16 protein-coding genes and 2 pseudogenes are annotated in these 14,198 nt (G+C 61.7%); 6 read left to right on the forward strand and 12 right to left on the reverse strand.

Going from position 1 to position 14,198, the window contains the following annotated elements:
* Positions 1 to 15 precede the first annotated feature (15 nt).
* The 4 genes and pseudogenes from ACIPO9_RS19650 to ACIPO9_RS19665 form a co-directional block, all read left to right on the forward strand.
* Entirely contained in the window at positions 16 to 627 is a 612-nt protein-coding gene (locus tag ACIPO9_RS19650; protein ID WP_400782911.1) for a LysE family translocator, read from the forward strand.
* 55 nt (positions 628 to 682) lie between these two features.
* The gene (locus ACIPO9_RS19655; protein ID WP_400782912.1) at positions 683 to 1,684 is read left to right on the forward strand and encodes a diaminopimelate epimerase; all 1,002 of its coding nucleotides are present in this window, start codon (positions 683 to 685) and stop codon (positions 1,682 to 1,684) included.
* A 435-nt stretch (positions 1,685 to 2,119) separates the two neighbouring features.
* Positions 2,120 to 2,902 (forward strand): annotated as a pseudogene (locus ACIPO9_RS19660) (PAS domain-containing protein); the annotation flags it as partial.
* 99 nt (positions 2,903 to 3,001) lie between these two features.
* Positions 3,002 to 3,439: pseudogene (locus ACIPO9_RS19665) on the forward strand (methyl-accepting chemotaxis protein); the annotation flags it as partial.
* A gap of 111 nt (positions 3,440 to 3,550) precedes the next feature.
* Here ACIPO9_RS19665 and ACIPO9_RS19670 read toward each other — a convergent pair.
* From ACIPO9_RS19670 to ACIPO9_RS19700, 7 genes are all read right to left on the reverse strand, one after another.
* A complete protein-coding gene (locus ACIPO9_RS19670) occupies positions 3,551 to 3,988 on the reverse strand; it encodes a nucleoside deaminase (RefSeq protein WP_274134270.1) in 438 nt (145 codons plus the stop codon).
* Between the two features lie 26 nt (positions 3,989 to 4,014).
* Entirely contained in the window at positions 4,015 to 4,515 is a 501-nt protein-coding gene (locus tag ACIPO9_RS19675; RefSeq protein ID WP_400604350.1) for a hypothetical protein, read from the reverse strand.
* Between the two features lie 82 nt (positions 4,516 to 4,597).
* A complete protein-coding gene (locus ACIPO9_RS19680) occupies positions 4,598 to 5,146 on the reverse strand; it encodes a GNAT family N-acetyltransferase (RefSeq protein WP_400782913.1) in 549 nt (182 codons plus the stop codon).
* Between the two features lie 97 nt (positions 5,147 to 5,243).
* Positions 5,244 to 6,257: an ABC transporter substrate-binding protein gene (locus ACIPO9_RS19685; protein WP_274134272.1), complete on the reverse strand. Its 1,014-nt coding sequence runs from the start codon at positions 6,255 to 6,257 to the stop codon at positions 5,244 to 5,246.
* Positions 6,258 to 6,322: 65 nt separating this feature from the next.
* On the reverse strand, positions 6,323 to 6,829 hold the full coding sequence (locus tag ACIPO9_RS19690) for a sigma-70 family RNA polymerase sigma factor (protein ID WP_400782914.1): 507 nt from the start codon (positions 6,827 to 6,829) through the stop codon (positions 6,323 to 6,325).
* A gap of 218 nt (positions 6,830 to 7,047) precedes the next feature.
* Positions 7,048 to 7,827, reverse strand: a complete 780-nt coding sequence (locus ACIPO9_RS19695) for a phosphate/phosphite/phosphonate ABC transporter substrate-binding protein (RefSeq protein WP_400782915.1) — start codon at positions 7,825 to 7,827, stop codon at positions 7,048 to 7,050.
* Between the two features lie 15 nt (positions 7,828 to 7,842).
* Positions 7,843 to 8,784, reverse strand: a complete 942-nt coding sequence (locus ACIPO9_RS19700) for a fatty acid desaturase (protein WP_400782917.1) — start codon at positions 8,782 to 8,784, stop codon at positions 7,843 to 7,845.
* Between the two features lie 155 nt (positions 8,785 to 8,939).
* Between ACIPO9_RS19700 and ACIPO9_RS19705 the strand changes: the two genes are divergently transcribed.
* A complete protein-coding gene (locus ACIPO9_RS19705; RefSeq protein ID WP_274134342.1) occupies positions 8,940 to 9,770 on the forward strand; it encodes a class I SAM-dependent methyltransferase in 831 nt (276 codons plus the stop codon).
* Between the two features lie 138 nt (positions 9,771 to 9,908).
* On the opposite strand, the gene def is transcribed toward ACIPO9_RS19705, so the two are convergent.
* From def to ACIPO9_RS19720, 3 genes are all read right to left on the reverse strand, one after another.
* Entirely contained in the window at positions 9,909 to 10,448 is a 540-nt protein-coding gene (def, locus tag ACIPO9_RS19710) for a peptide deformylase (RefSeq protein WP_274134341.1), read from the reverse strand.
* A gap of 58 nt (positions 10,449 to 10,506) precedes the next feature.
* Positions 10,507 to 11,493, reverse strand: a complete 987-nt coding sequence (locus tag ACIPO9_RS19715; protein ID WP_274134339.1) for a YihY/virulence factor BrkB family protein — start codon at positions 11,491 to 11,493, stop codon at positions 10,507 to 10,509.
* A 244-nt stretch (positions 11,494 to 11,737) separates the two neighbouring features.
* Entirely contained in the window at positions 11,738 to 11,929 is a 192-nt protein-coding gene (locus ACIPO9_RS19720) for a CsbD family protein (protein WP_274134337.1), read from the reverse strand.
* A gap of 241 nt (positions 11,930 to 12,170) precedes the next feature.
* Here ACIPO9_RS19720 and ACIPO9_RS19725 point away from each other — a divergent pair, with 241 nt between their 5' ends.
* The gene (locus ACIPO9_RS19725) at positions 12,171 to 12,551 is read left to right on the forward strand and encodes a hypothetical protein (RefSeq protein ID WP_274134335.1); all 381 of its coding nucleotides are present in this window, start codon (positions 12,171 to 12,173) and stop codon (positions 12,549 to 12,551) included.
* 133 nt (positions 12,552 to 12,684) lie between these two features.
* Here ACIPO9_RS19725 and ACIPO9_RS19730 read toward each other — a convergent pair whose 3' ends face one another.
* Positions 12,685 to 13,092, reverse strand: a complete 408-nt coding sequence (locus ACIPO9_RS19730; protein WP_274134333.1) for a DUF2177 family protein — start codon at positions 13,090 to 13,092, stop codon at positions 12,685 to 12,687.
* Positions 13,093 to 13,119: 27 nt separating this feature from the next.
* Positions 13,120 to 13,956: a S1 RNA-binding domain-containing protein gene (locus tag ACIPO9_RS19735; RefSeq protein ID WP_274134332.1), complete on the reverse strand. Its 837-nt coding sequence runs from the start codon at positions 13,954 to 13,956 to the stop codon at positions 13,120 to 13,122.
* Positions 13,957 to 14,198 lie beyond the last annotated feature (242 nt).

Raw genomic sequence — 14,198 nt, forward strand, 5'->3', positions numbered from 1 at the left:
CTGCCGAGTCTTCCCATGCAAACCCTGCAAAGCTTCCTGCCGTTTCTGCTGTTCGCTTTCGTCGCCTCCATCACCCCGGGGCCGACCAATATTCTGGTGCTGACCAACAGCTCGCGCTACGGCATGCTGCGCACCGCGCCCATCGTCGTCGGCGCCTGCGCTGGGGCGGCTTTGCTGGTGCTGCTGGTGGGCACCGGGCTCGGCGATGCACTGGCGCGGCACATGCAGGTCCAGACTGTGATGGCGTGGGCCGGTATCGGCTGGCTCACTTGGCTGGCGTGGCAGATTTTCAGCGCGCCTGCGCAGGCCATCGACCCGGCAGCCGAAAGCCGCGGGCCCAGGCTCGGCCTGTGGGGCGCGGCCACACTGCAACTGGTCAACCCCAAGACCTGGATGATGGCGCTGGCGGTGGTCAGCGTCTTCGCCGGGCACGAAAGTGACCGGCTGACGCGGGTGGCGTGGCTGTCGCTGGTGTTCTTTCTGGTGGCGATTCCTTGCATGTGCGCCTGGGCCTATCTGGGCGTGAGCGCGGGGAAAGTCTTTCGCACCGCCCGCAGCATGCAGCGTTTCAACCAGGCGATGGCGATCCTGTTGCTGCTCTCGGCCTGGGGCACGCTGGTGGTGTGAGGTCCCACGGCGGCCATGATTTAATGCAGCTCCCGATCCTGCCTGCGGACCCGCCATGGCCCCCTTTTACGATGCACGCGGCAACATCTACGCCGTGATTTCTCCCCAGGCGCTACGTGCGCTGGGCGTTGACCTTCCTGATGCTGCCGCCCAGGCGGCGCTGACCCGACAAAGCTGGAGCGCACACGCGGTCAGCGCCATCTGTGACTGGCCCGAAGGCCAGCGCCCGGCCGGCAGCAAGTCCCACCGTTCGGACGGCCTGCTGGTGGGGCCGTTTCAGGACGCCGCGCCCTTCGACGTGCTGATCGTCAACACCGACGGCACCCTGGCCGAACGCAGCGGCAATGGCCTGACCATTTTTGCCCAGTCACTGACCGACACCGGTCGCGCACCCGATGGCGAAGGCTTCACCCTGCGCGTGCATCACGACAACCACGACAGCGAAAGCCCCGTGCCCACCCAGGTCGTTCCCGCCGAGATCGATGGCACCCCAGGCTTCTGGCTGGACATCGGCACCCCAGGTTTCGGCCCCGACGCGGTGGGCGCCAGAGGGCCGGGCGTGCGTGGAGCGTTGCTTGAGGAGGTACGCGTCAGCCGGGTCGAACGCCTGGCCGAGTTGCACCCCGACTGGCACAGCAGCGTGTTCGTGCGCGTCGGCAATCCTCACTGCGTGACGCTGGTGCCAGCCATCGACGCCCTGCCCGGTTTCGAACAACTGCACCAGGCGCCGCTCAATCCGGCGCTCACGCGGATTGCCTTCGCAGCGGGCGAGTTTGGCAAGGGCGATCCGTGCCCTGCCGGGGTCAACCTGCAATGGGCGGCGAAAGAAGGAGAACACCGCATCATGGCGCGGGTGTTCGAGCGTGGCGAAGGCCCGACGGCCTCTTCCGGCACCAGCGCCAGCGCCGTGGCTTCCGCCGCCTGGCTGGCGGGTTGGGTCAATGCCGGGATGGTCGAGGTGGTGATGCCCGGCGGCACGGCGCCGGTGCGCCTGATCGAACAGGAAGGCGCGCTGCAGCAAGTGCAATTGTTCGGGGCCGCGCACTTGCAACGCTGATCGCAGCGCGTAATGCGAACGCCCACGCAATCGGATACGAAAATGCCACCATCCGGATTGCATCCGCTGAGCCCTTGTCTATGCTTCGAGCAACCGCCGCTGACCACCCCATGAACGGCCTGGCAAGGGTTGCAGCGGTTTCCGGCACAGGAAGTGGGTCGCGCATATGGATTGTCCGTCGCATCCGGCAAAATTCTCCCCCGCTCGACGACCACTGATCGCTTCGACCGCGATCAGACGGTCGGCATCCCTTTGTGAATTTCCCCACCTGACGCTCTGGCCCGCGGCTTTCAGCCGTCTGCTGCAATGCTCCCTGGTTACTGATGTCATCCCGCCATGACTCAAGCCGGCATCTCCGGTGTCGATTCCCGTGTAGCCCATCAAGGAAGACGGTCATTCAGGCCGCCGTTTCGTCATTATCGAGGTAGGTGGCAGATGTTCAATTCACACCGCAAGGCCGTCGAAGCCGAGTTGCAGGTATCCACCGCCGCACTGTGCCAGTCCCGGGCCAAGCTCGCCGCGATTGGCCGTTCCATGGCGATGATCGAGTTCACCCCCGATGGCATCATTCTCGAAGCCAACGAAAACTTCTGCCGGACCATGGGCTACGAGCCTGGCGAGCTGGTGGGCAAACACCACCGCATCTTCTGTGAGAAAGCGTTCTGCGACAGCGACGCCTATCGCAAACTGTGGCGCGACCTGGCTCGCGGCGAACCGTTGTGCGGCACCTTCATGCGCCTGGATAAATCCGGCCGCGAGATCTGGCTGGAAGCCAGCTACATGCCAGTGCACGACAACGACGGCAATGTGCAGAGCGTGATCAAGGTGGCGTCGGACATCACCGCGCGCGCCTACAAGGATCACGAGAACCAGAGCATGATCAACGCCATCGGCCGTTCCATGGCGGTGATCGAGTTCTCCCCGGACGGCCGGGTGATTACCGCCAACGATAACTTCCTCACCACCATGCATTATTCGCTGGGCGAGGTGGTCGGCCAGCACCACAGCATGTTCTGCACCCGCGCCGAAGTCGATTCGCCGCAGTACAAGGCCTTCTGGGCGTCGCTCAATCGCGGCGAGTACCATTCCCATCGTTTCGAACGGGTGAACAAGCACGGCCAGTCGGTGTATCTGGAGGCCACTTACAACCCGCTGTTCGACGCCAAGGGCCGGCTGTACAAGGTGGTCAAGTTTGCCAGCGACATCACCGATCAGGTCACCATCCAGCGCAGCGCCGCCACCACTGCCCATGACACCTCGGTGCGCACCGACGCCTGCGCTCAGAAGGGTTCGAGCGTGGTCCAGCAGACAGTCGAGGTGATCGAGCAGATTTCCTGCGACCTGAACGAGGCCGCGCGCAGCATCGACGCGGTGAACAAACAGTCGGAAATCATCGCCACCATCGTCCAGACCATTCGCGGCATCGCCGACCAGACCAACCTGCTGGCGCTCAACGCCGCCATCGAAGCGGCCCGCGCCGGCGAACATGGCCGTGGTTTTGCGGTGGTGGCCGATGAGGTGCGAGGGCTTGCGGCGCGCACCAGCAAGGCGACGGTGGAAATCGTCGACGTGGTGCGGCAGAACAACGAGCTGGCCAGGAGCGCGGTGTCGAGCATGCAGTCAAGCCTGAGCCGCACCGGCACCGGGGTCGAGCTGGCCAATGAAGCGGGCGAGGTGATCCTGGAGATTCAGCAGGGTTCACGGCATGTGGTGGATGCGATCAGCCAGTTCAGTTCGACGTTGCAATTGGAATAGCCCACACCCCGTAGCAGCACGGCTTGCCGGCGGGAGCGGTGTGTCAGTTACAGATGTATCGCCTGACACGACGCCCCCGCCGGCAAGCCGTGCTGCTACGGGGGCAGAGTGTTACTCGCCGATATCCTCATTCCACAACTCAGGCTTGTCGGCGATGAACTGCTTCATCAGGCCGATGCAGGTCGGGTTGTGCACCACGTCCACCTGCACGCCGCGACCGCGCAGCAATTCTTCCTCGCCCATGAACGTCTGGTTTTCGCCGACGATCACCTTGCGAATGCCGTACAACAGAATCGCGCCGCTGCACATGGCGCAGGGTGACAGCGTGGTGTACAGCGTCGCCTCCCGGTAGACACGGGCCGGCTGGCGTCCGGCGTTCTCGAAGGCATCCATTTCGCCGTGCTTGATCGCGCTGCCTTCCTGCACCCTGCGGTTGTGGCCGCGGCCGATGATCTTGCCGTCGTGCACAATCACCGAGCCAATCGGAATGCCGCCCTCGGCCAAGCCCTTTTGCGCTTCATCGATGGCCGCCTGCATGAATGGGTCCATGGTTTCCCCCTGATTGAAAACGAATGCTAAGGCTTGGCTTTTTTCAGCGCGTTGTCCAGTGAAGTGGACACATAGACTTCAAGCAGCTTGCTTGAGCGGGCTTTCATGTCGGTGCCGACGTCGCGCTGTTTGTCGCGGAATTTCTTGGCGACGTCCGGCGGCGGATCGCCCACATCCAGCGCCGTGAGCTCTTCGGCGGTAAAAGACGCCGCGTAGGCGGCCGCCAGGTTGCGGTCCCATTCCTGCTGGTATTGCGGCTGCAGGTACTGCAACTCGTCCTGGACGATCTCCTGGGCCTTGGTGCGCCCCACGGTCTCGACAATGGTGGCGAAGGTCGGTGTGCGCGAGGCGACCTGGTACCCCAGCCAGCCCAGGCTTTCCCCCAGATGCCGATCCTGGACGAACGCCAGGGCGCTCGGCGGCACCGGCGCAGCCTCGGCCGCCAGCGCCACGCCCGGCGCGATGAGCAACATCCCCAACAGCAGCCCATGAACAGTCGTCAACGCAGTCGATCTGCTATATCCCATGTCCTCTCCCCGGCGACTTTTATCGATGTGATCAACGCATTGACTGCAGGGTGACGCTAGCAGCTGAACAACGGTTTTCCAGTCACTCCTCCCGCGTGGGTCGCGATGACCATTGCCGGGCGTTCATGCGGTAGATCCGCACGCCGTGGCGGTGATACTGGCTATGGATGAAGCCGCTGAAGCCCAGCTTCTGAATGACCTTGACCGAGGCGACGTTGGCCGGCTCGACAATGGCGATCAGCGAGTCAATCCTGAGTTTGTCAAAACCGTGGCTCAGCGCACGGCGTGCCGCCTCCGTACCCAGTCCCTTGCCCCAGAACGAAGGCGCAAGGCGGTAGCCGATCTCGATTTCATCGGCGTCGTCCACGCGCTCGGCATTCAGACCGCAGAATCCGGCCAAGGTTGAGGAGGATTTGTCTTGCACCGCCCACGGGCCAAAACCGTGGACGCGATAGGACCGGCGGCACCAGTCGATGAACTCGCCGGTGGCCTGCTCGCTCATCACGCCGCGCACCGAATGGCGCATGACCTGGGCATCGCCCAGAATCCTCGCCAGTGCCGGTGTGTCGTCGGGGGTGAGTTCGCGCAGGATCAGACGTGGGGTATCGAGGGGGGATCGTGGAGTGTTCATGATGGCGGGTCTCACGGGTGGATCGATGACCACCCATGAGCATGGCGCATGGTTGCTGGGGTCGCCAGTTTGAAATTTAAACCCGCGTTAATCGCCATTACAACCCGGCGGTCACTTTCTTCGCGACGTCCCCAGGCACCCACGGTGTCCAGATCTCCGGGTGATCCTTGAGGAAGGACTTGGCCACGGCGTCCGGTTCCAGGCGCTTTTCGCTCATCTCGCCCAAGGTCTTGTTGAGCTGATCGATGGGCAGGTCGACTTTCTTGAAGAAGGTCACCAAATCCGGGTACTGCTTGGCGAAAGGCTCGGAAACGCCGATTGCCAGGTGCGCCGCCAGGGAGCTTGAGCCGATGGGGTTGGGGTTGCTGGCATCGGACAGGGTTTTCCATGCAGCCTCGTTGAACGGCGGCTCTTCGAGCTTGATCAGCTTGAAGCGGCCCAGCAGCGGCGTCGGCGACCAGTAATAGAAAAGCACCGGCTTGCCACGGCGGATCGACGCGGCCACCTCGGCGTCCAGCGCAGCACCGGAGCCGGTGCGGAAGTTCACGAAGCTGTCGTTGAGCTTGTAGGCCTTGAGCTTCTGGGTGTTGACGATTTCCGAGGTCCAGCCGGTGGGGCTGTTGAGGAAGCGGCCTTTGTCCGGGGATTCCGGGTCTTTGAACACGTCCTTGTAGCGCGGCAGGTCCGCCACCGATTTCAGGTCCGGCGCCAGCGGCTTGATGCCGCGCTCAGGGTCGCCCTTGATGACGTATTCCGGCACCCACCAGCCTTCGGTCGCCCCTTTGACGATGTCGCCCAGGCCATGCACCTTGCCTTCGGCCTCGGCCTTGACCCACGCGGGGCTGCGTCCGGCCCACTCTTCGCCGATCACCTGAATGTCGTTCTTGGCCAGCGCGGCCTCAAGGCTCACGGTGCTGCCCGGCAGTTTGTCGGTGGGGTAGCCATAGCCCTTCTCGACGATGGTGCGCAGGATCTCGGTGATCAGGCTGCCGCTTTCCCAGGTGATGTCCCCGAAGTGGATCGGCGCGGCCTTGTCCGCCCCGTACGCCGAATGCGCCAGCACAGAGAGCGCCAGCAGCGAACCGCCCAGCCATTGTTTGATCGATGTCATTGTTGTCTCTCGTGGTGAGGCTCTTGATAAGGAAGGGTTGCGTTGGGTTTAGCACAGCACCCGTTTCATTCCAGACCTGCGCGCAGGCAACAGGTTTCAGCTTTCTGCATGTAGCTGCTGACCGAACGCATGGAAATGCCCAGGTGCCGGGCGATTTCGGGGTAGGTCAGGCCATCGCCGCGGGCGAGCATGAAGGTGGTCCTGACCTTGGCGGGCAGGCGATTGAGGCGCCGCTCGATCAGCGCCAGGCCTTGCAGGGTGGCGGCGAGGTCTTCCGGAGAATCGCCCGGCTGCAGGTCGTCTATCGCCAGGGCTTGCAGGAAATCGCGCTCAAGATCGCGCCGCCGCCAGCGCTGCCAGACCAGGCGCCGGGCGATGGTAATCAGCAGTGCACGGGGCTCGCGGATCGGCACCACGCTGGGCGAGGCCAGCAACTGGGCAAAGGTTTCGCTGGCAATGTCTTGGGCGCTGTCATGGCCGTCGAGACGGCTCAGACGCTCGCACAACCAGCGGTAATGCGAATTGAACAGCTCGCCAAGCGTGTGGCGATGGGCGAATTCGGCGCCGGACATGGGACTTCCCCTGGCATGGATGATGGTTCTGTCCGGTGTTCCGGTGAGGCCATCCTAGCAAGGGACGCTTATGCGCTAAAAATACCTAAAAATACTGCTTATAGATCCAATTTGAATAACAAACAGGCCCCCCGTAGCAGCACGGCTTGCCGGCGGGAGCGGTGGGTCAGTTACACATGCGTTGCCTGACACGACGCCCCCGCCGGCAAGCCGTGCTGCTACGGAAATTCGAAACCCGCCTCTCGCGCCTGGCGCTGATAGTCCAGAAGCACCTGATAATCCGCCTCGCTCGCTGGCAACACTTCCCGGATCGCCAACACCGCCGCCACCTCAGGCAAATCCCTGAGCGCCTGGTTCATTGCCCGGCGAATCCCTTCCCCATCCGCCTCCAGCCGGGTGATGTACGGCAGGCAGGGCCCCGCCGCCGTGCGGCCTATCACCTTCAACCCCGCGACTTCGTCACTGGCATCCCGCGCCAGGTAGTCAAAGGTCACGCTGTCGATGGCCGCCAGATCGCCCCGCCCTTGCTTGATCGCCGCAAGGCTGTTGCGATGCCCACCGGTGACCGACACCGTTTCGAAAAACCGGCCGCTCTGCTGCAACGGCGCCAAGGCATGGCGCAACAGGTTCATCCCCGAGTTGGAGTCGGTTGAGTTGATGAGACCGCGACTGCCGCGAAAATCCACCAGTTGCTCGCGCGGGTCATCGGCGCGGGCCACCAGCAGGCTGCAATGAAAACCCTCGCTGGCATGGGGCAGCTCATACACCGGCCGCCCCACCACTTGCACCTGCCCGCGCAGCGCCGTCATCAGCGGATAGCCGCAGGTCTGGGTCAGCAGCAATTGCGGCGAGCGCCATAGCGCGTGAAGGTCCAGACCAGCAGCATCCAGGCGCTCAGCCCTGAGAATTTCAAGCACACGCGCCAGCCAGCGACCTTGGGCCTGCTCCACCCGCTCAGGGCTGACATACATCAATAATTCGGCGAAACCCTGGGCCATATTCAGTTACCGGCGCTAGACGTGAGGATGTTGGGGGCTGTCCACAGGGTTGAAACTGTGGCGGCGAAAGAGTTCAGCATACCCCGGCAGCAGAAAACCACCGCTGCGCGCCAGCCACTGCTCGCGCCGGGCGCGGTACACAGTGGGAATGTGATACCAGGCCAAGCCCGGCAAGTCGTGGTGCACCAGGTGCAGGTTGAGGTTCAGGAACAGCCAGCGCCACGGCCAGCCAGCCTCGTTGATCACCGTGCGCTGCTGCGGATGCTCGTCGGGGCGGTGCTCGTAGTAGGAGCGCACCATGGAAATCGCCAGCGCCGGAATCGTGATGAACAGCAGGTAGTGCCAGCCGGACATGATGCTGACGCGCTCGATGAAACTGAACATCAGCAACAGAAAGAAGCCGTGGGTCGACCACATGAACCAGGCTTTGTCGTCGCCACGCACCAGCCGTTCGGATTGCTCGACGACCAGACTGCCCAGCGCCAGGGGAACACCGAACACCAGACGTCCGGGCGGGGTTTTGTCGAGCCAGCGCAGCAGGCGCATCACCGGGCCCGTGCGCTGCCAGCCCGACTGACTGAGGTAGCGGCTTTCCGGATCCAGCCCCGGCACGGTCAGGTCCTCGTCACGATGGTGCTGCATGTGGGTGTCACGATACAGCGTGTAGGGGTACCAGACCGCGAACGGCGCGTAGCCCAGCACCTTGTTCATCCATAGCCAGCGCGTCGGGTGGCCGTGGAGCAGCTCGTGCTGCAACGACATCCACAACACCAGCAGAGGAATCAGCAGCAGGGTGGTCGGCCAGAGACCCAGTTGCGGGCTGAGCAGCAGCAACCCAGGCCAGGCGCTGTAGACGCCGATCAACAGCAACCAGGTCGGCCACTCGGTGCGGCCGGTAAAGGACGCGCGCAGACGGGTGATGTCGTCACGCTGGGCGTCGTCGAGATAATTGGGCATTTTCACTCCTGCACCTGAGTCATATCACTAGGTGCAACGAGCGATGAAAATCCTGTAGATCAATTGGTTATCTCGACCAAACCAAATGTGCCATCCGCTGCCCGGTGGCGCGTGCTAGCCTCGCCCATCACCTCATGCAGTTGAACGGGACGCACATGAAACCGACGCTTCTGGCTTTCTCTCTTGCGGCGCTTTTTGCCGCGACACATGCCTCTGCCGCAACCCCCGCCCCCACGTCCAACGTCAGCCACGAACAGTTCGCCCAGGTGCTCAAGGGCGACTGGCGCGTGCCGCAAAACGCGGCCCGCGATCAGTACCGTCATCCCGAGCAGACGCTGCAATTCTTTGGTTTGCGCAGCGACCAGACCGTCATCGAAATCACCCCTGGCAACGGCTGGTACAGCGAGTTGCTGGCGCCGTTGCTCAAGGACAAGGGGCACTATGTGGCGGCGATTGTCGACCCGACCGTGAGCGACTACGCGAAGAAGTCCGCTGAGAGCCTCAAGCAGAAATACGCAGCCGACCCTGCGCATTACGGCAAGGTCGAGGTGGTCCAGTACCTGCCCAAGGCGCCGGTGTTCGGCAAGCCGGGCTCGGCCGATACCGTGCTGACATTCCGCAACGTGCACAACTGGGTGGATGCCGGCAACGAAGCAGCGACCTTCAAGGCGTTCTACACAGTGCTCAAACCGGGCGGCACCCTGGGCGTGGTCGACCACCGCGCCAAGCCAGGCACCACCGCCAGGGACAACGAGAAGAACGGCTACCTGCCCACTGACTACGTGATCAGCCTGGCCAAGGCCGCAGGTTTCACCCTGGCCGGCGAAAGCGAAGTCAACGCCAACCCCAAGGACACCAAGGATTACCCCGACGGCGTCTGGACACTGCCACCGGCGCTGGTCAAGGGTGACGTGGACAAAGACAAATACCTGGCCATCGGCGAGTCGGATCGCATGACCTTGCGGTTTATCAAGCCGGGGAAGTGAGGCTGTCGTTACTCTCAGGCCAGACACCCACCCTGTAGGAGTGAGTTTGCTCGCGATAGCGGTGTGTCAGGCATGTAGCTATCGCGAGCAAGCTCACTCCTACAGGTTCGAGGGTGCCAGATGATGGGCGATCAACGATCAATCATCCGCATTCGGGTCCATGTCCGGGAACAGCACTTCGGTGAACCCGAAGCGGCTGAAATCGGTAATGCGTGACGGGTACAGGCGGCCGATCAGGTGGTCGCATTCGTGCTGCACTACCCGCGCGTGAAAGCCCCGGGCAACGCGCTGGATCGCCTTGCCATCGGGGTCGAAGCCTTCGTAGCGAATGTGCTCGTAACGGTCGACCACGCCGCGCAGCCCCGGCACCGACAGGCAACCCTCCCAGCCTTCTTCAAGGGTCTGTTCCAGCGGCGTGATGAGGGGATTGAGCAGGATGGTCTGGGGCACCGCTTCGGCATCCGGATAGCGCTCGCTGCGCTCGAAACCGAAGATCACCAGTTGCAGGTCTACGCCGATCTGCGGCGCCGCGAGCCCGACTCCGCCGACGCTGCGCATGGTTTCGAACATGTCGTCGATCAGCGTCTTCAGCTCTTTGGAGCCGAACATCGATTGGGGTACGGGCGGGGCGATGCGCAGCAGACGCTCATCGCCCATCTTCAGAATTTCATGGATCATGAGAGAACCTTGTCAGTGGGCGGATGCGCCGTTCAGACACATCCTGCCACAAAACCGGTCAGTGCTTGTCGGTCCGCAACACCGGGTCAGGCTGCAGATCGTCGTGATCAAGGGAGTGATCACGGCCAAGGCCCGAGACATGCTGCTTGGTGTAGGTCGAATCGACGCCGCCGTCACCGGCGACCTTCTCGCCCTTGTCCTTGCCTTCCGCGGACATGTGCTCGATCACCGCATTCATCTCCGCGCCCAGCAGCAACACCGAGGCCGAGATGTAGAAATACAGCAACAGCACGATGATCGCCCCGATGCTGCCGTACATGGCGTCATAGTTGGCGAACGTCTTCACGTAGTAGGCAAAGCCCAGAGACGCAAGAATCCACACCACCACCGCCAGCACCGACCCAGGAGAAATGAAGCGGAACTCCTGCTCCACGTCGGGCATGACGTAATACATGGTCGCCACCGAAATCATCAGCAGCAGAATGATCACCGGCCAGCGCAGGATGGTCCACAAGGTGACGATGAAATCTTCCATGCCGATCTGCGCAGCCAGCCAGTTCATGACCACAGGGCCCGTAACCATCAGCGCAGCAGCCGCCAGCAACATCCCGGCAAAGCCCACGGTGTACAGCACCGACAGTGGAATGCGCTTCCACACCGGACGCTCTTCGACCACGTCATACGCCGCGTTCATGGCGCTCATCATCAGGCGCACGCCCGCCGAGGCACTCCACAACGCGATGACGATACCGATCGACAGCAATCCACCCTTGGACTGCTGCAACTGGTCAATCACCGGATTGACCTGCTCCAGGGCCATGGGCGGCAGCACCAGCTCGGACTGCAAGCGCAGCCAGCTGAAAAAATCAGGGAGGTGGAGGAAACCGATCAGGGCGATCAGGAACAGCAGGAACGGAAACAGCGAGAACAGCATCTGGTAGGCCAGCGCCGAGGCGTAGGTCGACATCTCGTCGTCGAGAAACTCTTTGACCGTTCTGACCAGCACCGTCGACAGACGTAACTGGCGCAAATCCGGGAATATCATGGCGTCTCCTTTCGCGACGTAGACGTATCTGAAACACATTCACCTATACGAGCGAGCAAACGCTCTGAAATTCCGTGCGGCCGCCTGTACGGACCGGGTTTTTACATAGAGTTAAGCACTTTTGCCATGTCTGATTGGTTTCAGGACATCTTTGACCGGATGCGATGACGGCCATCAAGGGATGGCCGTCATCGTTCATTCACTTGTTCCGCTTGAGGTCATGATCCTGCAAGCGCGATGGCCGTCAGGCCTTGTCGACGCCTTTTTTCACGGCGTCCTTGGTCTTGCCAACCGCTTGTTGCGCTTCGCCCTTGAGTTCTTGCGCCTTGCCTTCTGCGCGCAGTTTGTCGTTGTCGGTCGCCTTGCCTACACCCTGCTTGACGTTACCGGCTGCTTCGTTGGCCATGCCTTTTACTTTATCGGTAGTGCTGCTCATGGGAATTTCTCCTGGGCTTGAAAGGTGTCATCACCTCGACGCAACGGTTGACTGGCCTGTGTCGCGCAGAGTTTCAATTATTTTTCCCAGCGGTTCGCGAGCAGATGTAACGGCGCTTTTCACGACGCGAGATGAGTTTTGACTTTATGTTTGCCCCGCAACCCCGGAGAATGCGCGGCCGAGCCGACCTGCGCCTATCATGCAGCGTCAGGTTCACGAAACATCAGATCCCGGGAACATTATGAAACTCGACAAACAGCAGGCCATCGCGCGCCGCAATGAGCAACTGGGCGGTGCCGTGCTGGGCACCAACAACACCCACTTCGCGGTACTGGACCACAAGCGCAACATCTGGTGGTTCGACCTCCCAGTGAGCCGCCTGGCGGTGGGTCAGTACGAATGGCTGCACCTGCTGCTGCACACCCCCAGCACCGATGAGCTGATCCACCTGAAAGTGACCACCAGATTCCTGCGCGAGCACAAGGAAGGCGTGGTGATTCGCAACGAAGGCAAGCGCAAGTCCACGGTGAGCCTGGAGTTGTCGGCGGACAAGGATTCGTACCTCAAGGACATGCGTCCCAACGGCGCGAACCTGAGTTTTGCGGGGTTTGTGCAGAAGTAACGCTTCAGGGACGCCCGGTTATATCGGGATTGCGCGTAGACCACGTTCCTGTAGGAGTGAGCTTGCTCGCGATGACGGTATGTCAGTTATTGCATGAGTGCCTGACAAGCCGCCATCGCGAGCAAGCTCACTCCTACAGAGAACCAAATCGGCGTACCACCAGGTAGCCCGCCGCGCCTGCCACGCCCGAAGCAAAGGTGCCCCAGGCCCAGTCGATCAGCGCCAGTTGCGCGGGCCAGCCGCTAAGCGTTGCCCAGTTGGTCAGGTCATAGGTGCCGTAGGCCATCAACCCCAGCAGCGCACTGTGGCCCGCCGCATGCCCAAGGCTCGACGCGCGCACCCCAGGCAACACGCCAAACACCACGATACCGGCGACGTAGATCAGATAGAACAGCACCGCCGGCAATATCACCGGCTGCGCCAGCATCAAGGGTCCGAGCCAGTCGCGGTAGGTCGGCCCCATCAACAGCCCAAGCCAGAGCCCGTCGAGCAGCAGGAACGCTGCGAGAGTGGACAGGTACGCGCCGAGCAGTCGTTTCATGGGACCATCCTCTGGTGAACAGCGTGGTCAGACCAGCTCGATGCGGTCTGGGTGAATCACGATCTGGCCCTGTTTGTACAACGCGCCAATGGCCTTCTTGAAGTTGCCCTTGCTCACGCCGAACAGGTCACTGATGACCGCCGGATCGCTCTTGTCGCTTACCGGCAACACACCGTTGTTTTCACGCAACTTGCCGATGATCTTGGCATTCAGGCCCGTGGCCAGTTGTTCGCCCACCGGTTGCAGGCTCAGGCTGATCTTGCCGTCACTGCGCACTTCCTTGATGAAGCCTTTCTCCTGTTTGCCCGAACGCAGGAACTTGAACACTTCGTTCTTGTGGATCAGGCCCCAGTGCCGGTTGTTGATGATGGCCTTGAAACCCATCGCGGTTTCTTCCACCACCAGCAGGTCCACTTCCTGGCCTGCACTGTAGTTGGCAGGCGTCTTGTCCAGGTAACGGTCAAGGCGCGTGGTGGCAGTGATGCGGCGGGTGTGCTTGTCGAGGTAGACGTGCACCACGCAGTAGTCACCGGCCTTGAGCGGGCGTTTTTCCTCGGAATACGGCAGCAGCAGATCCTTGGGCAGGCCCCAGTCCAGGAAGATACCGATGCTGTTGACTTCAACCACTTTGAGGCTGGCGAATTCACCGACTTGCACTTTCGGCTTTTCGGTCGTTGCGATTAATTTGTCATCGCTGTCCATGTAAATGAACACATTAAGCCAGTCTTCATCTTCACTGGGCGTATCCTTGGGAATATATCGATTGGGCAGCAATATCTCGCCATCTTGTGCCCCATCAAGATACAGACCGAAGTTTGTATGTTTAACCACTTGCAAACTGTTGTAACGCCCGATTAAAGCCATGTGCAGATACCCTCATAACGTGGGCGGCATTCTACCCGAGTTTGGCAGCACATTCGCGGTCCTGCGAACGAGCCGCCTCGAAGCCTTCGCCACGCCTTGAAAATCAAGGTATTGGCAGCACCGGACAGCTTGACCGGTTCGGCAGGCGGGCCGCTCGTCAGGTTGCGGCGAAGATATCGCAGCCCAATGAGCTCGCAAAAATCCGGCAAGCCGGCAATTAAAACAGGCAGTTAGACGATTGT

It is taken from the genome of Pseudomonas sp. NPDC090203 (assembly GCF_044746765.1).
Lineage (GTDB): Bacteria > Pseudomonadota > Gammaproteobacteria > Pseudomonadales > Pseudomonadaceae > Aquipseudomonas > Aquipseudomonas putida_AD.

Coding starts and splice junctions, on each gene's coding strand:
- ACIPO9_RS19650 (WP_400782911.1), top strand. CDS start 16: ATGCAAACCCTGCAAAGCTTCCTGCCGTTTCTGCTGTTCGCTTTCGTC.
- ACIPO9_RS19655 (WP_400782912.1), top strand. CDS start 683: ATGGCCCCCTTTTACGATGCACGCGGCAACATCTACGCCGTGATTTCT.
- ACIPO9_RS19670 (WP_274134270.1), bottom strand. CDS start 3,988: ATGGACCCATTCATGCAGGCGGCCATCGATGAAGCGCAAAAGGGCTTG.
- ACIPO9_RS19675 (WP_400604350.1), bottom strand. CDS start 4,515: ATGGGATATAGCAGATCGACTGCGTTGACGACTGTTCATGGGCTGCTG.
- ACIPO9_RS19680 (WP_400782913.1), bottom strand. CDS start 5,146: ATGAACACTCCACGATCCCCCCTCGATACCCCACGTCTGATCCTGCGC.
- ACIPO9_RS19685 (WP_274134272.1), bottom strand. CDS start 6,257: ATGACATCGATCAAACAATGGCTGGGCGGTTCGCTGCTGGCGCTCTCT.
- ACIPO9_RS19690 (WP_400782914.1), bottom strand. CDS start 6,829: ATGTCCGGCGCCGAATTCGCCCATCGCCACACGCTTGGCGAGCTGTTC.
- ACIPO9_RS19695 (WP_400782915.1), bottom strand. CDS start 7,827: ATGGCCCAGGGTTTCGCCGAATTATTGATGTATGTCAGCCCTGAGCGG.
- ACIPO9_RS19700 (WP_400782917.1), bottom strand. CDS start 8,784: ATGCCCAATTATCTCGACGACGCCCAGCGTGACGACATCACCCGTCTG.
- ACIPO9_RS19705 (WP_274134342.1), top strand. CDS start 8,940: ATGAAACCGACGCTTCTGGCTTTCTCTCTTGCGGCGCTTTTTGCCGCG.
- def (WP_274134341.1), bottom strand. CDS start 10,448: ATGATCCATGAAATTCTGAAGATGGGCGATGAGCGTCTGCTGCGCATC.
- ACIPO9_RS19715 (WP_274134339.1), bottom strand. CDS start 11,493: ATGATATTCCCGGATTTGCGCCAGTTACGTCTGTCGACGGTGCTGGTC.
- ACIPO9_RS19720 (WP_274134337.1), bottom strand. CDS start 11,929: ATGAGCAGCACTACCGATAAAGTAAAAGGCATGGCCAACGAAGCAGCC.
- ACIPO9_RS19725 (WP_274134335.1), top strand. CDS start 12,171: ATGAAACTCGACAAACAGCAGGCCATCGCGCGCCGCAATGAGCAACTG.
- ACIPO9_RS19730 (WP_274134333.1), bottom strand. CDS start 13,092: ATGAAACGACTGCTCGGCGCGTACCTGTCCACTCTCGCAGCGTTCCTG.
- ACIPO9_RS19735 (WP_274134332.1), bottom strand. CDS start 13,956: ATGGCTTTAATCGGGCGTTACAACAGTTTGCAAGTGGTTAAACATACA.